A 21,124-nucleotide genomic window follows, 5' to 3' on the forward strand; every position below is an offset into this window, starting at 1 on the left:
CCAGGGCGGTCGCGATATGCCTCCTTCAGTGGAGGCATAAAGAGGATAACTCCGGCGTCGTTTAGTGATGGGTCGCGGAAGGTGCTTTGCTCAGGGATCACGGGTAGGAGCCACCTTTATGAGTCAGAATACGCTGAAAGTTCATGATTTAAATGAAGACGCGGAATTTGATGAGAACGGAATGGAGGTTTTCGACGAGAAAGCCTTAGTAGAAGAGGAACCCAGTGATAGCGATCTGGCTGAGGAAGAGCTGCTGTCGCAAGGCGCCACCCAGCGCGTTCTCGATGCGACACAGCTGTATCTTGGTGAGATTGGTTATTCCCCGCTGCTGACGGCCGAAGAAGAAGTCTATTTCGCCCGTCGCGCACTACGTGGAGATGTTGCTTCACGCCGTCGCATGATTGAAAGTAACCTGCGTCTGGTGGTGAAGATTGCTCGTCGTTACAGCAATCGTGGTCTGGCGCTGCTGGATCTGATTGAAGAAGGTAACCTCGGCCTGATCCGCGCAGTTGAGAAGTTTGACCCGGAGCGTGGGTTCCGTTTTTCAACCTACGCCACCTGGTGGATCCGTCAAACGATTGAACGGGCGATTATGAACCAAACCCGTACCATTCGTTTACCTATCCATATTGTGAAAGAGCTGAACGTTTATCTGCGTACCGCGCGCGAGTTGTCGCATAAGCTGGACCACGAGCCAAGCGCCGAAGAGATAGCCGAACAGCTGGATAAACCGGTTGATGACGTTAGCCGTATGCTGCGTCTGAACGAGCGCATTACCTCAGTGGATACCCCGCTGGGCGGTGACTCAGAAAAAGCGCTGCTGGATATTCTGGCCGATGAAAAAGACAACGGCCCGGAAGACACCACGCAGGACGATGATATGAAACAGAGCATCGTCAAATGGCTGTTCGAACTGAACGCCAAACAGCGCGAAGTACTGGCTCGTCGTTTCGGGCTGCTGGGTTATGAATCCGCAACGCTTGAAGATGTGGGTCGTGAAATCGGCCTGACCCGCGAACGCGTGCGTCAGATTCAGGTGGAAGGCCTGCGCCGCCTGCGGGAGATCCTGCAGGGACAGGGGCTAAACATCGAAGCGCTATTCCGCGAATAAATCGTTTTCTTTCAAAAAGGCCCAATCCTGCGATTGGGCCTTTTCCTTTGCATTAACCGATACGGGTTTCCTGCAGATGACGCCAGAGGATTTTTCCCTCAATGCGTTGAAATATCGCCGTGGACCAGCGCACGACTTCGCCTTGTTCCGGCAGGGTCTGGCTTTCGCGGTAGAGCACCGCGCCGCCGTCATGCCATTCGCTCAACACCTGCGCATTATCAACCACGATACTTAATCCCGGGCGACTGCCGCCCGCGCTATGGAAAAAGCCGCTTACCGTCGGGTAATCCATCTTAGCGCCGCTGATAGGAACCATTGTAAATTCTTGCGCAAAACGGCTCATCAGCGCTTGTGCGCTACCTTCTTTCCGGCCCAGCCATTGTTCAATGATCACGTGGGCGTCGATAACTTCTTGGATCCATGGGTTCATGTTTTCTCCGGATTAAGCTGCAGGCAATGCAGGGGATTACTGTAAACCGCGTCTCAGGGGCGGATAAATGCGCTTTTCAGGGATATACTGTCTAATAATTTTTGACAATAAGCCCTATTCAAATGCTAAACCTGCAGCGCGTTACCATGTTTGTCGCCGTTGTTGATGCCGGAAGCTTTACTGCTGCTGCGGCGGCGCTTGGGCAAACCAAAGCGGTGGTCAGTTTTAACGTTCGCCAGCTAGAGAGTGAACTGGGGGTGACGTTGCTGCTGCGTTCGACGCGCCGGTTAACGCTCACCGAAGCCGGGGCGGTGTTTTACCAGCGTGGCGTCGGGCTGTTGAAAGCCGCGGAGAATTTACAGGATGAGGTGCGCGCCAGCCACGCCGGGTTAAGCGGTGAACTGCGGATCACCACCACCCCGGAATATGGCGCTCAGGTGATTATCCCGGCACTGGCGGAATTTGCTCGTCGACATCCGGCGCTGCGGGTGCGTCACGTCTCATCGTCTTATCACGCGGATTTGATCTCTGAACGGTTTGATGTCGCGATACGCCTCGGTACCCTGGCCGATTCGCGCTATCATGCGGCCCGGATTTCGCGTTTCGCCATCGTGCCCGTGGCCTCGCCGATTTGGCTGGATAAACATCCGCTGCGCACGCTTGCCGACCTGGCGCAGGCGGAGTGGATAGTTAACGAGCGCTTAGCGACGCCGCTGCGCTGGCAGCTCCTGACCGCCGAAGGACAATCGTTCGCTTTTGAAATTACGCAACCACCGCGGATCTCAGCCGATAGCGCACAAGCGTTAATGGGCTTCGCGCTGGCGGGAAGCGGAGTGGCGCTACTCCCGGAGTGGCTGGTGGCCGAAGCTATCGCGCGGCAGGAGCTGGTGCGGGTAGTGCCGGAGTATATTTTTCCATCGCAGGGGGTATACGCCGTCTACCCGGACGCGCAGCATGTGCCAACCAAGGTCCGGGCATTTATCGATTTTCTGCGCGAACGAACCGCTTAATCCGCGTTTTTATTTTCCATCATTTTCAGCACCAGCCGGGAAAACTGCGCGCGCTCCTCTTCGTTAAGGCGGCTCAAAAATTCTTCATCGACCCGATTGCCTTGCGGCATGGAATTTGCCAGCAGCGCCTGCCCTTCATTCGTCAGATAGACAAAGCGGCGACGTTTATCGCTCGGATCGTGTTCGCGGCGTACCAGCCCGCGTTTTTCCATCCGGCTAAGCATCTCCGCCAGCGTCGCTTTTGTGCTGACGGCCGCTTCGATAAGCGTCACCTGCTCGATACCAGGATGTTCGGCGACCGAGCGCATCACCGCGTATTGCGGCTTGGTCAGTTCCGGTAATTCATGTTGCCAGCGCGCGGTATGCTGTTGAAAAAGCTGGCGTAGAAGGTGGAACGCCTCGTTACGTAACTCCATGGACACCCCGTCACAAAAATATCACCTTTATGATAGCCGTATTTTCGGCTTCTTTTCACATCTCATTTTTTTGATTATTGATGCGATCGTGTACGAACGATATTGAGATCCCCTAAGAATGAGCGTAGTTTTAATACAAAGGTTCGTATACGAACAATGTATGAGGTAGCGAATGAAACTGATTATTGGGATGACCGGGGCGACCGGCGCGCCGTTAGGCGTCGCGCTGTTGCAGGCGCTGAATGAAATGCCGGATGTGGAAACGCATCTGGTCATGTCGAAATGGGCAAAAACCACCATTGAGCTGGAAACGCCCTATAGCGCTCGTGATGTCGCCGCGCTGGCGGACTTCTGCCATAGCCCGGCGGATCAGGCCGCGACCATCTCATCAGGATCGTTTCGTACCGACGGCATGATTGTTATCCCCTGCAGCATGAAAACGCTGGCGGGTATTCGCGCTGGCTATGCGGAAGGGTTAGTCGGCCGCGCGGCGGACGTGGTGCTGAAAGAGGGGCGCAAGCTGGTTCTGGTGCCGCGTGAAATGCCCCTGAGCACCATTCATCTGGAGAACATGCTGGCGCTGTCGCGCATGGGCGTGGCGATGGTGCCGCCCATGCCTGCCTATTACAACCACCCGGAAACGGTAGAGGATATCACCAACCATATTGTAACCCGGGTGCTGGATCAGTTTGGTCTCGAATACCACAAAGCGCGTCGCTGGAAAGGCTTACGCGCGGTCGAGAATTTATCACAGGAGAATTAGTCATGGCTTTTGATGATTTACGCAGCTTTTTGCAGGCGCTGGATGAGCAGGGGCAACTGCTAAAAATTAGCGAAGAGGTGAATGCCGAGCCGGATCTCGCCGCTGCCGCTAACGCCACTGGGCGCATCGGCGACGGCGCGCCGGCGCTATGGTTCGATAACATTCGCGGCTTTACCAACGCCCGTGTCGCCATGAACACCATCGGTTCCTGGCAAAACCACGCGATTTCGCTGGGGCTGCCGCCAAACACGCCGGTGAAAAAGCAGATTGATGAATTTATTCGCCGCTGGGATAAATTCCCGGTAACGCCGGAGCGTCGCGCCAATCCGGCGTGGGCGGAAAACACCGTTGATGGCGACGATATCAACCTGTTCGATATTCTGCCGCTGTTCCGCCTGAACGATGGCGACGGTGGTTTCTATCTCGACAAAGCCTGTGTGGTTTCGCGCGATCCGCTTGACCCGGACCACTTCGGCAAGCAGAACGTCGGTATTTACCGGATGGAAGTGAAAGGCAAGCGCAAGCTGGGCCTGCAGCCGGTACCGATGCACGATATCGCGCTGCATCTGCATAAAGCGGAAGAGCGCGGTGAGGATCTGCCCATTGCCATCACCCTGGGTAACGATCCGATTATTACCCTGATGGGCGCCACGCCGCTGAAATATGACCAGTCAGAATATGAGATGGCGGGCGCGCTGCGCGAAAGCCCGTATCCCATCGCCACCGCGCCGCTGACCGGCTTTGACGTTCCCTGGGGCTCAGAGGTGATCCTTGAAGGGGTGATTGAAGGGCGCAAGCGTGAAATCGAAGGGCCGTTCGGCGAGTTCACCGGCCACTACTCAGGCGGCCGCAATATGACGGTGGTGCGTATCGATAAAGTCTCTTATCGCACAAAACCGATTTTTGAATCGTTGTATCTCGGAATGCCGTGGACCGAAATCGACTATCTGATGGGCCCGGCGACCTGCGTGCCGCTGTACCAGCAGCTGAAGGCGGAGTTCCCGGAAGTGCAGGCGGTCAACGCCATGTACACCCATGGTCTGCTGGCGATTATCTCCACCAAAAAACGCTACGGCGGTTTTGCCCGCGCGGTGGGATTACGGGCGATGACTACCCCGCACGGCCTCGGTTACGTGAAAATGGTGATCATGGTCGATGAAGATGTCGATCCGTTCAACCTGCCGCAGGTGATGTGGGCGCTCTCCTCGAAGGTCAACCCGGCGGGCGACCTGGTACAGTTGCCGAACATGTCGGTACTGGAGCTCGACCCTGGTTCCAGTCCGGCGGGGATCACCGACAAACTGATTATCGACGCCACCACCCCTGTTGCGCCTGACCTTCGCGGTCACTACAGTCAGCCGGTTCAGGATTTACCGGAAACCAAAGCCTGGGCTGAAAAACTGACCGCCATGTTGGCCAACCGTAAATAAGGAGAAGAAGATGATTTGTCCACGTTGTGCTGATGAACAGATTGAAGTGATGGCGACGTCGCCGGTAAAAGGGGGGTGGATCGTTTACCAGTGCCAGCACTGCCTCTATACCTGGCGTAATACTGAACCGCTGCGTCGTACCAGCCGCGAACATTATCCGGAAGCGTTCCGCATGACGCAGAAAGATATTGATGAGGCGCCGCAGGTGCCGCATATTCCACCGCTGTTGGCGGCAGATAAGCGTTAAATGACTGGCCCGGATATTCCGGGCCTTTTTATTTAGAATTAAAGGGCGTGACAAGTATTTTCAATTAGATTATAACTAGTGACTTAATCATTAATGATTATAATTCACATCTTGTCAGCTATCATTACTCATTTCTGCTTCTCTCTGTTTATTTTTTAAACAGTCAACCCTCCATAAGTTTTTAATTAAATGCATCCAATTTGAATCAATCTGTAAATATCTTGTAGTCTAAATATGGACTCGATGGGGTATTTTAAAATGCATATTGACGTCCATTTTTTCTAAACGAGTTAATAAACATTATCACTGAACGTGCATTATTTAATGGGCGTTTGTTGATAATGCTTTTCGGTTGTCATTTTGACAACAATTAATAATTGCGATGTTTATTATTTTTATTGGGATATTAAAGAATGAAACTTACTAAAATCGGCGCAGCTCTGGTTCTGACTTTTGGCATGAGCGCGGCAGCGATGGCATCTAACACCATTACCTTTAACGGTGAAGTGCTGGAGACGGGTTGCAACATCACTGTTGATGGCGGTACTCCGGATGCAACCGTTGAACTGGGCAGCGTGGCAGCAACTGATTTGGTAGCAAAAGGTGACCTCGGCGCGCCGAAACAGTTCGTTTTTAATCTGGACCAGTGCCCGACTGCGTCCAATGTCAATATTGTCTTCTCTGCGCCGGTTGACCCGGTGGCTGGTGATGACTCGTACTTCGCGAATACTGCCTCTGGGGTTGGCGTCACTGCTGCACAAAACGTTGCCGTTCAACTGAAGCAAGGCGGTTCTAATGGCACCATCGTGAAGAACAATGCAGACAACGATCCTATTACCCTGGACTCTGGCTCTGCTACCGAGACCTACACCGCATCGATGATTGCTGTTGATCAGGCTGTTGCTGGTACGGTTCAGTCCGTCGTGACCTATAACGTCCGCTATAACTAATCCTGAAGGAGGGGAAACCCTCCTTATATTTCTGTGAGTGCATTGCATAATGAAACCCATCGCAGCTTTTGTTTTTTGTGTGGCCGCCGTTGCCAGTCTGAATGCGTCTGCCAGTATCGTTACCGGTGGAACGCGGGTGATTTTTGACGGCTCCCATCAGGCCGCCTCGTTATCCGTGGAAAACTCGGACAAAGTTACCAATCTGGTGCAATCCTGGGTCAGTCCCGCCGAAGGTAGCGCACTGAAAAAAGAAACTATGATTATTACGCCGCCGCTGTTTCGCCTCGAAGCCGGGAAAAAAGCGTCGATCCGGATTGTTCGTTCAGGGATGCCGGTTCCGGAAGATCGCGAATCATTATTGTGGCTAAACGTAAAAGGTATTCCCGCTACGGATGATAGTTCTGCTGGCAAAAATACCATGCAGATTGCCATCAATTCGAAAATTAAGCTGATCTATCGCCCGGTTGCACTCAAAGGCCAGTCGCCGGAAAGCAGTGCAAATAAAGTGGTATGGAAGCCGGCTGCTGGCGGTGTGCAGGTCAATAACCCGACACCGTTTTATATGAACTTCTCCCGCATAGAAATTAATAATCATGCGCTCAGCGGCCAATATTTTGTCGCACCGTTCTCTACGCTGAATATTTCCGAAGGGAAGATCCCCTCCCACGGCAAAGTGACCTGGTCGCTGATTAATGATTACGGCGTGAAAGGTCAGGACAAAGTCTCTTCATATTAATCGGCACGGTACGTATCCCGTACGGATACAGGGTAATAATGGAAAAAGTTAAGCATACCTATGTCCTTTCTTTAGGGCTGGGGCTCAGTATTGCCTTCAGTTCTTTCAGCGCCATTGCTCAGGAACATTTTAACCCTCGTCTTTTGGAAACGGATAGTACAGAGACGCCAATGATGGATCTCAGTCTGTTTGCCAAAGATGAGGTACCGCCTGGTGACTATAACGTCGATATTTATATCAACGGTAGCCTGGTGGATACTAAAACCATTTCCTTTCGCAAGCTGTCGGACGACAAAAACACCACCGCCGGGCAGGTTGTTGGAGCGTGCCTGAGCGTGTCTGAGCTGAAAGCCTGGAATGTGCGGGTCGATAACTACTTTAGCGAACAGGACAAAGCCAGAGAGTGCGCCAGCCTGCAGGCTATTCCGGGTCTGGAACAGAAAATGGATCTGGCGAATCAGCGCTTTGATCTCACTATCCCGCAGGTTGCCCTGCTCAACACCGCCCGTGGCTACGTTTCGCCAGAGCGATGGGATGAAGGTATTGCCGCCGGTTTGCTTAACTACAGCGTCTCTGGTCAGCAGGATTTGCACCACCGTAATGGCGTGGACAGTAGCAACCAGTTCGTCAGCCTACAGCCGGGGCTGAACCTGGGGGCGTGGCGTTTGCGTAACTATTCCACCTACAGCCACTCTGAATCCGAAAGTGAGTGGGATTCGGTGTACACCTACGCTTCCCGCGATATTAAATCCCTGAAAAGCCAACTGGTTCTCGGGCAGGGCACCACCCGCGGCGGTGTGTTCGATAGCGTGGGTTTTACCGGGGTACAGATGTATTCCGATAATGATATGAAGCCGGACAGCATGCAGGGTTTCGCGCCGGTGATCCGCGGTATCGCCCGCAGCAACGCCGAGGTCACCGTGTACCAGAACGGACACAGCATCTATAAGGCTACGGTGCCGCCGGGGCCATTCGAATTCAGCGATATGTACCCGACCGGTAGCTCCGGCGACCTGAAAGTGGTGATCAAGGAGTCTGATGGTTCGCAAAGTAGCTTCATCGTCCCTTACGCCACATTGCCGGTGCTACAGCGCGAAGGACAGGTGCAGTATGGCCTGGTGGCGGGTAAAACCCGCCAGGACGGCTCGGATTCGCGTGCGGAAGACTTTAACTTTGTCCAGGGATCGGCGGCCTGGGGCGTCGGCAAAGGCGTGACGCTGTACGGCGGCTATATTCAGGCGGAAGACAAATACTCCAACCTGATTGCCGGTACCGGTTTTAACCTCGGCAGCGCCGGTGCGCTCTCTTTTGATATTTCACAGTCGTGGGCGGATGTCCCGCAGCCGGACAATATACGGCAGATGGAACACCATAGCGGCCAGTCGTACCGCGTGCGCTACAGCAAGACGCTGCAGCAGACCAACACCGATATTGCGGTGGCTGGCTACAAATTCTCAACCCGCGGTTATCTGTCGTTCCAGGATTTCCTCAATGATTGGGACCCGGGCAACAGCGCCATCGATAACGGTCGCGAACGTAATCGTTTCGATGTGACTATCTCACAGACGCTGCCTTTCGGGACGTTGTCCCTGACCATGTATGACGCCTCCTACTGGAATAGCCAGCACGCCGACTCGCTGAACCTCGGCTTCAGCAGCACGCTGGGGCCGGTATCGTACTCGCTGAACTATGCGCACACGAAGAACGTTGATGGCGGTTATGGCAACGATTCCGATGAATACGATGACGATAACGTCTTCTCGCTTAACTTTAGCGTACCGTTCAGCGCCTTCAGCAATAGTGAAGCGGCGCAGTCGATTTCGGCTAACTACTCGATGAACAGCAGCAAACACGGCGATACCACGCATAACATCGGTATTTCCGGCACCGCAATGCAACAAAACCAGCTCAACTGGCAGGTATCGGAAGGCTATAACGCCGATTCAGAAGCGACCAACGGCAACGTTACCGTCGGCTACCAGAGCTCGTATGCCGATGTGTCCGCCGGTTACAGCTACGACGACTACAGCCGTCGTCTGAACTATAGCCTGCGCGGCGGAATGGTGGTTCACAGTGGCGGTATTACCCTGGCCCGTCAGTTGAATGACAGCGTAGCGCTGGTGGAAACGCCGGGCGTCTCCGGGGTGCCGATCAATGGCCAGACTAACGTCCATACCGACTACTTTGGTAATGCGATTGTGCCGTACGTGCGTCCGTACCACAGTAATCAGATTTCCCTCAATACCGTGGAGGCCAGCGATGCCACCGCGGCCATTGATAACGTCGCCAAAACCGTGGTGCCAACCAAAGGCGCGGTGGTCCGCGTGAAGTACAACACCTGGATTGGCCGGAAGGCGATGATGACATTGATCTTCAACGGTAAGCCGGTGCCGTTCGGCGCGGTAGTCACGCAAACCAGCGATGATTCGGACGACACCCGCAGCAGCATCGTCGGCGACAGTGGCGAAGTGTACCTGGTTGGTCTCGCCGATAAAGGGCAACTGATGGTCAAGTGGGGCGACGGGGCGAACAAACAGTGTGCCGTTGACTACACACTGGCGGGCGCGAAGTCGCAGGCCGATATTCTGTTTATCAACGGGATATGCCATCCCGTCCAGGGGGCTCACTGATGTCACGCTTTCATTTTGCTACCGTCCGACGCATGGCGGCGACGAGCCTGCTTTTCGTTGCCGGGCTGCCGTCTGCACTGGCGTACAACACACAGGATGTCATTAACTTCAGCGTCACGGGGAATATTGTGGCAGGCAGCTGTAATGTTAGTTATCCCGCGACCGTTGAACTGGGAACCTATCTGCCAACGGATTTTATTAATGAAGGCGATAGCACGGACAATGTCCCGTTCACTGTCTCTTTCACTAACTGTTCTCCCTCGCTGACTAAAGCGACGGTAGCGTTTACCGGTGCCGTAGATGGAACCCAGCCATTCTATTTTGCCAACGGGATTACGGCAGAGGGGGGCGGCGCAACCGATGTTGCACTGGAATTATTAACCGATGCGGATCACTGGCAAATGTCTAACGGGCAGAGTCATGACGTCACTCTCGAGTCAGACAGCCATGCCGGTGAAATCATTTTTATCGCAAGAATGGCAACCCCAGGCCACAACCCCGGTACCGGGGAGTTCCAGAGCGTCGTCACCCTGAACGTTGTTTATAACTAGTTACCTGATAAAAGGCAGGAGACATGTCAAAATTTTTATATGCTGTTCTGTTTTTCGCGGGGATGCTGGTTAGCGCAATGTCAGCTCTGGCTGGGGATAATAATCTCCGGGAGACACGTGATATTACCTTTCACGGCAGGATTGCCGCAGGAACCTGTAATGTCACCAATCCTGAAACCGTAGATCTGGGGAAATACTATAAAGGAGACTTTTCTGTTGCCGGCGGTAACACCGGTAATGTTCCAGTCACCATCAGTTTTGACAGCTGTACTGCTGAAATCAGCCAGGCCACCGTCACCTTCACCGGCACGCCCTATTCCGAAGACCCGACCTATGGCTCGGTCATTTATGCCAATCAGGTGACGCCTGATGCCGATGGCGCTACCGATGTTGGATTGCAGTTGTTCGATTATCCAGCTATCCACGTGGCGCTGGCCAATGGGGTGAGTTATCCGGTACCCATTGAAAATGGCGCGGGCGCATTGAAATTTATTGCCCGTATGTACACCCCTCATGGCGCCCCAACGGCGGGTAAATTCAGCTCCGCGGTCACGTTGAACGTGACCTATAACTAACCCCGATTTAAGGCAAACAACGTGTTAAAATTTTTATATTCCACCCTGTTATTGCTGGGGCTGTTTCCGCTGGCGGTCCAGGCGGTTTGTCATCGTACCGACGACACCCCGTCGCAATCTTATGTTGCGATGCCGCAGCAGCTACTGGTCTCCAGTAAAAATTATGCGCCGGGCGAGATCCTTTATGACTCCGGATATATGTCCGGCGGCACGACAACTATCAAGAACTGTGCGGGGACTTATTACGTTGGTTTTCACTACGCCGGCGCGTTAACCACCGCCAGCCCGCTGCAGGATAATGTCTATCCGTTGACCAATGGTTCAACCGCCACAGGGCTCGGTATTCGCGTCTATACCATTAATCAGGCAGGCCCGTTTGATGACGAACGGGCGATCGATAACAGCTGGCAGGAACACGATGCCGGGGCGGGCTCCGACCACACCCTCAACAATTCCGCTTATCGGGTGCAAATTATCGCCACCGGCGGGCCGATAACCAGCGGCACGTTTAACGTACCGAGCCCGCTGGCGCGGGTCGATTATCGCGAAACGCAGAGTATTGATAGCAGCGATGGCGACATCGCCTCCACGCTGACGCTGTCGACCACCACGGTTGAAGTACATGCGATGGGCTGTACGGCTTCAGTCTCTTCTTTGCTTTTTGATATGGGGAGTGTCGATGTCTCTTCGTTTGATAACCAGCAAACGGTAGAAGGACCTGAACAGAGCGTGGGGCTTTCATGCGAACCGGGAACTAACGTAACGCTGAAATTTAGTGGCGCGGTGGCGTCGGGAGACAATGACAACGGTTCGGTCTTCGCACTGACCGACGCCGGCTCTGACGGCGTAGCGACCGGCGTTGGCGTGAAAATCCTAACCTATAATCCGAATCGACAATCTTTTATTTCTCTACCTATTGGCCAGACGTTTGGCGTCTTTAGCTCCGATCGTGACGCGGCGGCGGCGGCAAATAGCGGACAGGATGCCGATGGCAATGCCATTTCCGATATTGGCTCCGCAACGACCTATAGCGATGATGCGAATAGGGGAGGGGCAGGGGCAAGTGAAGCGATCCGCTTCCGGGCGGATTACTACAAAACCGGTTCGGCGGTGACCCCCGGTACCGCCAATGCCACCGGGACGATCACCCTGCAATATAACTGATGCTAAAAACAAAAAGCCTGACGATGACGCCAGGCTTTTTGTTATTTAACGCTTAATTACGCCAGGCTTTTCAGGCGGTAGATCCACTCCAGCGCCTGACGCGGGCTCAGCGAATCCGGGTCAAGATTCTCCAGCGCTTCCAGCGCCGGCGAGGTCTCTTCCGGCGCGGAGAGCAGCGACATCTGCGTACCATCAACCTGCGTGGCGGCGGCATTTGGCGAAATGCTCTCCAGCTCGCGCAGTTTCTGCCGCGCGCGCTTGATCACCTCTTTCGGCACCCCCGCCAGCGCGGCGACCGCCAAGCCATAGCTCTTGCTGGCCGCGCCGTCCTGCACGCTGTGCATAAAGGCGATGGTATCGCCATGCTCCAGTGCATCGAGGTGCACGTTGGCCACGCCTTCCATTTTTTCCGGCAACTGGGTGAGCTCGAAGTAGTGGGTGGCGAACAGGGTCAACGCCTTGATCTTATTCGCCAGATTCTCCGCGCAGGCCCACGCCAGCGACAGACCGTCGTAGGTAGACGTGCCGCGACCAATCTCGTCCATCAGCACCAGGCTGTGTTCGGTGGCGTTGTGCAGAATATTGGCGGTTTCGGTCATCTCCACCATGAAGGTGGAACGGCCGCTCGCCAGGTCATCTGCCGCGCCGACGCGGGTAAAGATGCGGTCGATCGGGCCAATTTCTACTTTCTGCGCCGGCACGTAGCTGCCGATATAGGCCAGCAGCGCAATCAGCGCGGTCTGGCGCATATAGGTACTTTTACCGCCCATGTTCGGGCCGGTGATGATCAGCATGCGGCGCTGCGGCGCCAGCTGCAGCGGGTTGGCGATAAACGGCTCTTTCAGTACCTGTTCCACTACCGGGTGACGGCCTTCGGTAATGCGAATACCGGGTTTATCGATAAAGGTCGGGCAGCAGTAGTTCAGGGTCTCAGCGCGTTCCGCGAGGTTCACCAGTACGTCCAGCTCGGCCAGCGCGCTGGCGCTGGTTTGTAAGTCGGCCAGATGCGGCAGCAGCTTTTCGAACAGGTCGTCATAGAGCTGTTTTTCCAGCGCCAGCGCCTTGCCTTTTGAAGTCAGGACCTTATCTTCGTATTCCTTCAGTTCCGGAATAATGTAGCGCTCGGCGTTTTTCAGCGTCTGGCGGCGCACGTAGTGGATCGGCGCGTGCTGGCTCTGGCCGCGGCTGATCTGGATGTAGTAACCGTGAACGGCATTGTAGCCGACCTTCAGGGTATCAAGGCCCAGCCGCTCGCGTTCGCGGATTTCCAGTTTGTCGAGATAATCGGTCGCGCCATCGGCCAGCGCCCGCCACTCATCCAGCTCTTCATTATAACCCGGAGCAATAACGCCGCCGTCACGTACCAGCACCGGCGGCGCATCGATGATCGCGCGTTCCAGCAGTTCACGCAGTTCGGCGAACTCGCCCATTTTCTCGCGCAGCTGTTGCACCGGCTGACAGTCAACGTCGGCCAGCAGCTCGCGCAGCAGCGGCAGCTGCTGGAAGGCATGGCGCATACGGGCTAAATCGCGCGGGCGGGCGGTACGCAGCGCCAGACGCGCCAGAATACGTTCGAGATCGCCGACCTGACGCAGTACCGGCTGCAGCTCGGTATAGCGTTCCTGTAAGGCGCCAATCGTTTGTTGGCGTTCAACCAGCACCGCGGTATCGCGTACCGGCATATGCAGCCAGCGTTTGAGCATGCGGCTGCCCATCGGCGTGACCGTGCAGTCGAGTACCGAGGCAAGGGTGTTATCAACGCCACCGGCGAGATTCTGAGTGATCTCCAGATTGCGACGGGTGGCGGCATCCATAATGATGCTGTCCTGCTGGCGTTCCATAGTGATGGAGCGGATATGCGGCAGCGAGGTGCGCTGGGTATCTTTGACGTATTGCAACAGGCAGCCGGCGGCGCATAGCCCGCGCGGGGCGTTTTCGACGCCGAAGCCCACCAGATCGCGGGTGCCGAACTGCAGGTTGAGCTGCTGGCGCGCGGTGTCGATTTCGAACTCCCATAGCGGGCGACGGCGCAGGCCGCGGCGGCCTTCAATCAGTGACGATTCGGCAAAATCTTCCGCATACAGCAGTTCCGCCGGATTGGTACGTTGTAGTTCCGCCGCCATGGTCTCGCGGTCGGCCGGTTCGCTCAGGCGAAAGCGCCCGGAGCTGATATCCAGCGTCGCGTAGCCGAAGCCCTTGCTGTCCTGCCAGATGGCGGCCAGCAGGTTGTCCTGGCGCTCCTGCAGCAGCGCTTCATCGCTGATGGTGCCCGGCGTGACGATGCGTACCACTTTGCGTTCAACCGGCCCTTTGGTGGTGGCCGGATCGCCAATCTGTTCGCAAATCGCGACCGACTCGCCCTGGTTTACCAACTTTGCGAGATAGTTTTCCACCGCGTGGTGGGGAATGCCGGCCATGGGAATCGGTTCGCCCGCGGAAGCGCCGCGTTTGGTCAGCGAGATATCGAGCAGCTGCGAGGCGCGTTTGGCGTCGTCATAAAACAGCTCGTAAAAGTCGCCCATCCGGTAAAACAGCAGGATCTCCGGATGCTGAGCCTTCAGCTTCAGATACTGCTGCATCATTGGGGTATGGGCGTCTAAATTGTCGATTGTGCTCATAGGGTGTTATCCAGGTCCCTGATTTTTAATAGAGTGCGATTTTATTATTGTCGTCGTTATCGCATGAGGAAGACATGATAACGGAGATAGGCATTTGAGGGAAAGTGACGAAGTAGATGCAGCGATCCTGATTCCACTTCGCGAACGCGCGGCCCTCGCTAAGCTGGCCGCGCGTGACGTTCAGGGCGCCAGATAAACCTGTGGAATCGCTTTTTCCGGATGCTGGCCGAGGCGCACGTCCGCGCCGTACCAGCGGCTAATGATTTCCTGCTGGATAACCTGATGCGGCGTGCCCTGCGCGACCACCTGTCCCTGGTGCAGCAGCAGAATCTGGTCGGCCCACAGGGCGGCGAGGTTGAGATCGTGCAGCACCACGCAGACATGTAGCTGGCCGGAAGCGGTCAGCCGCTTGAGCAGGCGTAACAGATGCTGCTGGTAATAGAGATCCAGCGCCGAGGTGGGTTCATCCAGAAACAGCCAGCCCTGCGGCGCGCCGTTTTGCCACAGCTGGGCGAGACAGCGGGCCAGCTGTACCCGCTGCTGCTCGCCGCCGGAAAGCGACGGATAGCGCCTGCCGCGCAAATGATCGCAGCCGGTTTCCGCCATAATATCGTGCAGGGTCTGCGGACTGGCGGTCGCTTCCCACGGCGAGCGCCCCATGGCGATAACCGTTTCCACCGTCCAGTCGGCCTGGAGTGGAGTGCGCTGCAACATCACCGCCCGGCGGCGCGATAGCGCCTGCGGCGACCAACGCTCCAGCGCTTTGCCGTCCATCATGCGTTCGCCGCTATCCGGGGTAAGGAAGCCGGTTAGCAGCCGCAGCAGGGTGGATTTGCCCGCGCCGTTCGGGCCGATCAGCGCGGTCATCTCGCCGCCGCGAAGCGTCAGCGAAACCTTGTCAATCACCTGACGTTGGCCGAGCCGCAGCGACAGCCCTTGCGCCCGATAGTCTTTATCCATGGATTGGTTTCTCCCGACGAAATATCAACCACAGGAACCACGGCGCGCCCAACAGGCTGGTCAGCAGCCCCACCGGCATCTCCGCCGGCGCGGCGACGGTGCGCGCCAGGGTATCGGCAATCAACAGCAGAATCGCGCCCGCCAGCAGCGAGCCAGGGATAAGCCCGCGGTGGTCCGCCCCCAGCCACATTCGCATCAGATGCGGCACCACCAGGCCGATAAAGCCGATGACGCCGCTTATCGCCACCGCCGCGGCAACCAGCACCGCGCTACATAACAGCAGCAGCCGCTGTAGCGCCCGCACGTTAACGCCGAGATAGTGCGCCTCTTCATCGCCGAGTTGCAGCAGGTTAAGACGTGTTGCCATCCTCCACACCGCTATTGACGCCGGAATAATCAGGCTGGCCGCCACCAGCAGCATCGGCCATTCGGCCTGACCCAGGCTACCCATTCCCCACAGCGACAGCTGGCGTAGCTGAGCATCGTTGCTTAGCCAGGCCAGCACGCCAACCAGAGCGCCGCTTAAAGCGTTGATGGCGATCCCCACCAGCAGCAGCCGCGACAGCGAACCGTCGCCTGCGCGGCTGAGGATAAAAATCACTGCCATCACCGCCAGGCTGCCGATAAACGCCGCCAGCATCGGCATATACAGAGCTAACAGCGCCGGCACGCTGAGCGGCAACACCAGCCAGCAGGCCACCGCCAGTGCCGCGCCGCTGCTGATGCCCAGCAGCCCCGGGTCGGCGAGCGGGTTGCGAAACAGCCCCTGCATCACGCAGCCGGACAGGGCCAGCGCGGCGCCGACCAGCAGCGCCAGCAGCACTCGCGGCAGACGGATCGTCAGCCAGATATGGCGCAGGATTTCATCGCCGGAGGGCAGCAGGTTGATCAATGGCAATCGCATTGCGCCGAGGGTGGTGGCGTAGAGCGTCAATGCGACCAGCAGCAGCGTCATCAACAGCAAATGGCGAACGAGGGCAGGGCGCATCAGGGCAACTGCTCCGCTTTTTTCCGCAGTTCGAGGAGCGCCTGCGGCGTACGCGGGCCGAAGCCGAGCAGGGCCATATCGTCGATCGCCAGTAGCTGTTTATGGCGGCCAGCGGGCGTTTGCGCCAGACCGGGCAATTTCCATAACCCGCTTTCGCCGCCCATCCCCTTGAGACCATCGGCGGAAATCACCACCAGATCCGCCTGGCTTGCGGCCACGCCTTCCTGCGACATCGCGCGATAATGGTCAAAGCCCTGCATTGCGTTTTGCAGCCCGGCGGCGCGGATCGCGCCATCGGCGGCGGTGTGCTGTCCGGCCACCATGGTATTCATCCCGCCGTGGCTGAGGATAAACAGCACCCGTTTGGCTATAGGCCGTGAGGGAATGGCGGCTATCCGCTGCTTGACCTGCTGGCGCAGCACGTCGCCTGCCGGAGTTTTACCTAATGCTTTGGCAATAACGGCGATTTTGTTATCGATGGCGACAAGGTTATCGCCGCCCGGCACGTTGACGACCGTCACCTTGCTGTCCTGCACTTTCTGCAGCACCAGCGACGGCTGCGCCTGCGCGCTGGCCAGCACCAGCTGCGGGCGTAAGGAGAGGATCCCCTCGGCGTTTAACTGCCGTAGATAGCCGACGTCCGGCAGCTTCTGCGCGGCGGCAGGCCAGGTGCTGGTGCTGTCTTTCGCCACCAGTTGCTGCCCAGAGTTCAGCGCGTAGACAATTTCGGTAACGTCGCCGCCGAGGGAAATTACTCGTTCGGCGGCCGCGCTGGCGAACAGCGGCAGTGCGGCAAGCAGTATTCCCCAACGTTTCATGCCGGCTGCCCTTCCGCGCACAGACGCGCCACCTGCGCGCGCCACTGTTCTTGCTCCGGGTGACCTTCGCTTCGCTGGCCGTACAGCTGGGCGATTTGCGTACCGTCTTTGGCAAACAGTTCGACGCTGGTGACGTGGCCATCGGAGGTCGGTTTACGGGTGACCCAGATTTCATCCACGCTGTCTTCACGCAGATGCAGGGTAAAGGCGCTGTTGAAGATGTTGATCCAGCCGCGCATCGGCGCCAGCTTTTCCAGCGCGCCGGTGAAGATCTGCACGCAGCCGCGGTTGCCGACGAAGATCATGATTTCATTGCCGTCCTGGCGTACCGTTTCCAGCAGTCCCGGCAGCGCATTATTGTCGATGCGGCAGGCCAGATCGTCGCTCACCAGGCGGAAGGCCTGCTGACGGGAAAGATTGTGTTTACGCAGCAGGCCAAAGAACTGGTGCACATCGGTCATTGCGCGCCACTCGTTTTCCAGCGCCGCGGCGTCGGCGGAGTCGGCGTACTTCACGCGGTCGGCCGGGCGAATCGTCAGCGCGCCGGGCGCCGTCTCGCTGAATTTGGCTACCAGCGTTTGCCATGCCGCCATATCGGTTTTCCCGGTGGCGTAAACCTTTAGCAGCGCATCGCCGTGCGGGTCGAAGAACTGGATGCTCTGGCGGCCGTTATCGTTGAGGTGGAACACGCTCGACCACTGGCTGAGGAACAGGCGCAGGTCGAGCGCCCGCGGGTTGAGCACCAGCCCGGCGTGGCCGCTCAGGTGCTGATGGGTAAATTCGCCGACCTGCTCGTGCACCGCGTATTCGTTGCGGCAGATGCATTTGGTTTCGCCGACGCTCTTCAGGGCGGCGATAATCGCCCGTACGTCGTCGTGCAGACGCACGGCATCGTGACCGACGCGCGCGGCGGTTAATTCGGCTTCGCTAATTCCCATCTCTGCGGCGATGTCGCGGGCATATTTGGCGGTGGAGCGGGCTTTGGTGGCCTGGTAGCGCTGCCACAGATCGTCGTGTGCGTTTTGCATAATTCACATCCTTCTCTACGATGAATTTCCCCGGCCTGCGGACCGGGGGGCAGGTTTGTTATTATTCGGGCGATCAGAAATCGATATTCACGCCCAGTTGCCAGGTCCTTCCGGGCATCACAGCCAGCGCTTTATCGTTGGCATCCTGATTGGTACTGGTCTCGATGTTGCGGCTGCTCAGGTAGTCCCAGTATTTACGGTCGGTAATGTTGTAAACCCCGCCGTTGAGGCGAACGTTCTTCGCCACCTGCCAGTAAGCGGTCCAGTCCAGCATGCCGTAGCCCGGCACGCGCATATATTCGGTGCTGGAATCGGCGATGGCGGAGCCGGTGTTGTTGTAGCTCTCGCGGCTGGTGGCAGTGGCCTGTTTGCCCTTAACAAAGGTGGCGGTCAGCGCCGTACCGTAGCGCTTAGCCGGATCGTCCCACGCCACGCCGACGATCGCTTTCATCGGCGCGACGCTGTCGAGGTCGACGTATTTATCGCCGTAGTAGCTGGATTTCGATTTCCCTTCGCTATAGCCCCAGGCGAGGGTGGCGCTCAGGCCATCCACCTGCTCAAACCAGGTGCCGAAGTTAAATTTAGTGCTGATCTCGCCGCCGTAGATATAGGCCTTATCGCGGTTTTCCGCTTGATAAATGGTATAAATATTCGACGGGACGTTAGTGAATTTGCCCGGATTGTTGGCGCGCGAATAACGCGTATAGGCGATAAAGTTCTTATAGCTGTTGTAGAACAGCGCGGTACGCACGGTGATGCCTTCGGTGACTTCGCCCTTGATACCCCATTCAATATTGTCGCTGGTCTCGGTTTTCAGATCGTTGTTACCGATTAGCGCGTACTGCTGGCTGCCGGCATAGCTGGAGCCCAGGTTCCACGAACCATACAGCTGGCTGGCATTCGGGAACTGCGCGCCGCGCTGGTACTGCAGATAGGTCATCAGCCGCGGCGTAATGTCGTACTGGAACGTCAGTGACGGCAGCACCTGGGTGTCGCTGTTTTTACCATACAGATTCGCCACCGACGATTCGGTGAGCACGCTGCTGTTAGCGCTAAGATCGGACAGATCTTCCGGTTTAGTGGACTGATGCGTCACGCGTACGCCGGGAATAATCGCGAAGTTGTGGCTATCGAGATCGAAGTTGATCTGATCCTGCACGTAACCGCCGATGGTGTAGCTACGGCTGTCCGCTTCCGGCTGCATAATTTCGCTGTAGACGCTAGGGATCGGCGATTGGCTAAATGGCCGCTGGGTTTTGGTCGTGCTGGCGTTAAAACCGGCGCTCAGGTCGTGGCGGCCGATGCTTTTCGCGAGCGCGGTCTGCAGGCCCCAGGTATCGGTATCGTAGTCGGAATTGACCGTCTGCATTTTGCGGGTGACGCTATCCGGCATCCAGGTCCAGTCGTGAGCTTCGGTATGCTGGTAGTAAACCTTGGTCGAGACGCTGTCGATGTAATCGTTCATCGGCGTCCAGTCGTCTTTCAGGCTCAGCCCCCAGCGCCGCGTCTGGTTGGTTTGGTTGGCGGTGCCGATCACGCTGTTACCGCTGGAGTCCCACGAATCGAAGTGGCTGTGGTTGGTCTTGTGATAGTAGTCGAAGGTGCTGGTGAACTTATGTTCATCGTTCGGCTGCCAGATGCCGGAGGCCATAAACGCGTCAGAGTGCCAGTTTGCCGGGTAAGCGTCGACGCTGCCGCTGTTGTTCTCGGTTTCCTGGCCATCGCGGCGGCTGTAGACGAAAATGCCGCGCAGCGTTTCATCGCCGCCGGCGACGGTGACGCCGTTATGCCAGCTGCGGTCGGAAGAGTCGTAGCCGCTCTGATAGCCAAAGGCGCTGGTTTTGCCCGGGCGCAGATAGTCATCCGCCGATTTCGGGCGGAAGGAGACGTTGCCGCCGATTGAGCTGTTAGCGGTCTCGGTTGAGGTGGCGCCCGACTGAATATCCACGCTGCCGTACATATAGGGGTCGATATAATCGCGGCCAATGCCAAAGGTGTTGAGGCCGGAACGGCCAACGTAGCCGCGGCCGGTGGCGTTTGGCTGGGCAATGCCGTCAACATCGATGCCGACGCGGTTGCTTTCGAGGCCGCGGATGTTGTAGCCGGTATAGCCGCCGCGATCGAAACCGCTTTTACCGTTGCCGGAACCGCCGCTGGCGCCGGTGGCGCTGATGAGGGGTTCATAACGCATGATTGAGCCGAAGTCGTTGGCGCCTTTGTCCTGCAGTTCCTGCGCGCTCACCGAGTGCTCGTTGCCGGCTTTCAGCTGTGGGGCCGGGGCGGTCACCACCATCTGTTCCGCGCTATCCGTCGTGTTATCCTGGGTCACGGCCGCGATAGCGGCATTCTGCGCGATTGCTGCGAGCAGAGAAGTCGCCAGCAGGCTTTTCTTACACCATGCTGCTGATTGAGTCGATTTGTACATTTGTAGCCACGCCTTGATAATTATTAGTATCGGCTCACGCGTTACTTCCAGAGTGCAGGTTGGTCCGTGTTTTCCCTGGCGGACAGTGGTATTCCTGATTTAGTAATTGCGAATGGTAATGATAGGCATTATCGTTTGCAACAAAATATTTACCTATACCCTAAATAATTCGAGTTGCAGGCAGGCGGCGACGCAGAGAATCCCCAGGAGCTTACTCAAGTAAGTGACTGGGGTGAGCGAGGAAGCCAACGCACATGCAACTTGAAGTATGACG

Annotated in this window: 19 protein-coding genes; 11 read left to right on the forward strand and 8 right to left on the reverse strand. The window is 56.7% G+C overall.

Translation table 11 applies throughout. The annotated features are described in order from the left end of the window. The first annotated feature begins 118 nt into the window (after positions 1–118). Entirely contained in the window at positions 119–1,111 is a 993-nt protein-coding gene (rpoS, locus tag ABLU86_RS23370) for an RNA polymerase sigma factor RpoS (protein ID WP_015369990.1), read from the forward strand. Positions 1,112–1,163: 52 nt separating this feature from the next. Here rpoS and ABLU86_RS23375 read toward each other — a convergent pair whose 3' ends face one another. Beyond that, positions 1,164–1,541, reverse strand: coding sequence for a DUF4440 domain-containing protein (locus tag ABLU86_RS23375; protein WP_015703291.1), 378 nt, complete (start codon positions 1,539–1,541; stop codon positions 1,164–1,166). Between the two features lie 122 nt (positions 1,542–1,663). Between ABLU86_RS23375 and ABLU86_RS23380 the strand changes: the two genes are divergently transcribed. Then, positions 1,664–2,551, forward strand: coding sequence for a LysR family transcriptional regulator (locus ABLU86_RS23380; RefSeq protein WP_045361376.1), 888 nt, complete (start codon positions 1,664–1,666; stop codon positions 2,549–2,551). Here the strand turns inward: ABLU86_RS23380 and ABLU86_RS23385 are convergent. After that, entirely contained in the window at positions 2,548–2,967 is a 420-nt protein-coding gene (locus ABLU86_RS23385) for a MarR family transcriptional regulator (protein ID WP_015703289.1), read from the reverse strand. The two genes, ABLU86_RS23380 and ABLU86_RS23385, sit on opposite strands and share 4 nt — an antisense overlap. 172 nt (positions 2,968–3,139) lie before the next feature. Between ABLU86_RS23385 and ABLU86_RS23390 the strand changes: the two genes are divergently transcribed. From ABLU86_RS23390 to ABLU86_RS23430, 9 genes are all read left to right on the forward strand, one after another. Then, complete coding sequence (locus ABLU86_RS23390; protein ID WP_047076608.1) at positions 3,140–3,730, forward strand: non-oxidative hydroxyarylic acid decarboxylases subunit B; 591 nt, start codon at positions 3,140–3,142, stop codon at positions 3,728–3,730. Positions 3,731–3,732: 2 nt separating this feature from the next. After that, positions 3,733–5,160 (forward strand): non-oxidative hydroxyarylic acid decarboxylases subunit C, encoded by a 1,428-nt coding sequence (locus tag ABLU86_RS23395; RefSeq protein WP_032715718.1) that lies wholly within the window; start codon positions 3,733–3,735, stop codon positions 5,158–5,160. A gap of 10 nt (positions 5,161–5,170) precedes the next feature. Further along, entirely contained in the window at positions 5,171–5,407 is a 237-nt protein-coding gene (locus ABLU86_RS23400; protein WP_087876656.1) for a non-oxidative hydroxyarylic acid decarboxylases subunit D, read from the forward strand. 413 nt (positions 5,408–5,820) lie between these two features. Then, a complete protein-coding gene (locus ABLU86_RS23405) occupies positions 5,821–6,357 on the forward strand; it encodes a hypothetical protein (protein ID WP_015703287.1) in 537 nt (178 codons plus the stop codon). A 49-nt stretch (positions 6,358–6,406) separates the two neighbouring features. Further along, positions 6,407–7,093, forward strand: coding sequence for a fimbria/pilus periplasmic chaperone (locus ABLU86_RS23410; RefSeq protein WP_015703286.1), 687 nt, complete (start codon positions 6,407–6,409; stop codon positions 7,091–7,093). Between the two features lie 38 nt (positions 7,094–7,131). Further along, complete coding sequence (locus tag ABLU86_RS23415) at positions 7,132–9,723, forward strand: fimbria/pilus outer membrane usher protein (protein ID WP_046883027.1); 2,592 nt, start codon at positions 7,132–7,134, stop codon at positions 9,721–9,723. Then, the gene (locus ABLU86_RS23420; protein WP_015703284.1) at positions 9,723–10,274 is read left to right on the forward strand and encodes a fimbrial protein; all 552 of its coding nucleotides are present in this window, start codon (positions 9,723–9,725) and stop codon (positions 10,272–10,274) included. Before ABLU86_RS23415 ends, ABLU86_RS23420 begins: the two co-directional genes overlap by 1 nt. A gap of 23 nt (positions 10,275–10,297) precedes the next feature. Further along, positions 10,298–10,849 (forward strand): fimbrial protein, encoded by a 552-nt coding sequence (locus ABLU86_RS23425; RefSeq protein ID WP_015370001.1) that lies wholly within the window; start codon positions 10,298–10,300, stop codon positions 10,847–10,849. 21 nt (positions 10,850–10,870) lie between these two features. Then, entirely contained in the window at positions 10,871–12,013 is a 1,143-nt protein-coding gene (locus tag ABLU86_RS23430) for a type 1 fimbrial protein (RefSeq protein WP_032712417.1), read from the forward strand. A 56-nt stretch (positions 12,014–12,069) separates the two neighbouring features. On the opposite strand, the gene mutS is transcribed toward ABLU86_RS23430, so the two are convergent. The 6 genes from mutS to ABLU86_RS23460 all read right to left on the reverse strand — a co-directional run bounded on the left by mutS (position 12,070) and on the right by ABLU86_RS23460 (position 20,850). Continuing rightward, positions 12,070–14,631 (reverse strand): DNA mismatch repair protein MutS, encoded by a 2,562-nt coding sequence (mutS, locus tag ABLU86_RS23435; protein ID WP_015703281.1) that lies wholly within the window; start codon positions 14,629–14,631, stop codon positions 12,070–12,072. A gap of 180 nt (positions 14,632–14,811) precedes the next feature. After that, entirely contained in the window at positions 14,812–15,591 is a 780-nt protein-coding gene (locus ABLU86_RS23440) for a heme ABC transporter ATP-binding protein (RefSeq protein WP_058676379.1), read from the reverse strand. After that, positions 15,584–16,579, reverse strand: coding sequence for an iron ABC transporter permease (locus ABLU86_RS23445; RefSeq protein ID WP_058676378.1), 996 nt, complete (start codon positions 16,577–16,579; stop codon positions 15,584–15,586). Before ABLU86_RS23445 ends, ABLU86_RS23440 begins: the two co-directional genes overlap by 8 nt. Beyond that, positions 16,579–17,397 carry an ABC transporter substrate-binding protein gene (locus ABLU86_RS23450; RefSeq protein WP_126028234.1) on the reverse strand — a complete coding sequence of 273 codons (819 nt, stop codon included), beginning with the start codon at positions 17,395–17,397 and terminating at the stop codon, positions 16,579–16,581. The genes ABLU86_RS23445 and ABLU86_RS23450 overlap by 1 nt, the downstream gene beginning before the upstream one ends. Then, entirely contained in the window at positions 17,394–18,425 is a 1,032-nt protein-coding gene (locus ABLU86_RS23455; RefSeq protein ID WP_101739297.1) for a ChuX/HutX family heme-like substrate-binding protein, read from the reverse strand. Before ABLU86_RS23455 ends, ABLU86_RS23450 begins: the two co-directional genes overlap by 4 nt. A 73-nt stretch (positions 18,426–18,498) precedes the next feature. Next, positions 18,499–20,850 (reverse strand): TonB-dependent receptor, encoded by a 2,352-nt coding sequence (locus ABLU86_RS23460; RefSeq protein ID WP_126028233.1) that lies wholly within the window; start codon positions 20,848–20,850, stop codon positions 18,499–18,501. Positions 20,851–21,124 lie beyond the last annotated feature (274 nt).

The sequence above is a fragment of the Klebsiella sp. JN_Kp121 genome (genome assembly GCF_040062145.1).
GTDB classification, from domain to species: Bacteria; Pseudomonadota; Gammaproteobacteria; order Enterobacterales; family Enterobacteriaceae; genus Klebsiella; species Klebsiella aerogenes.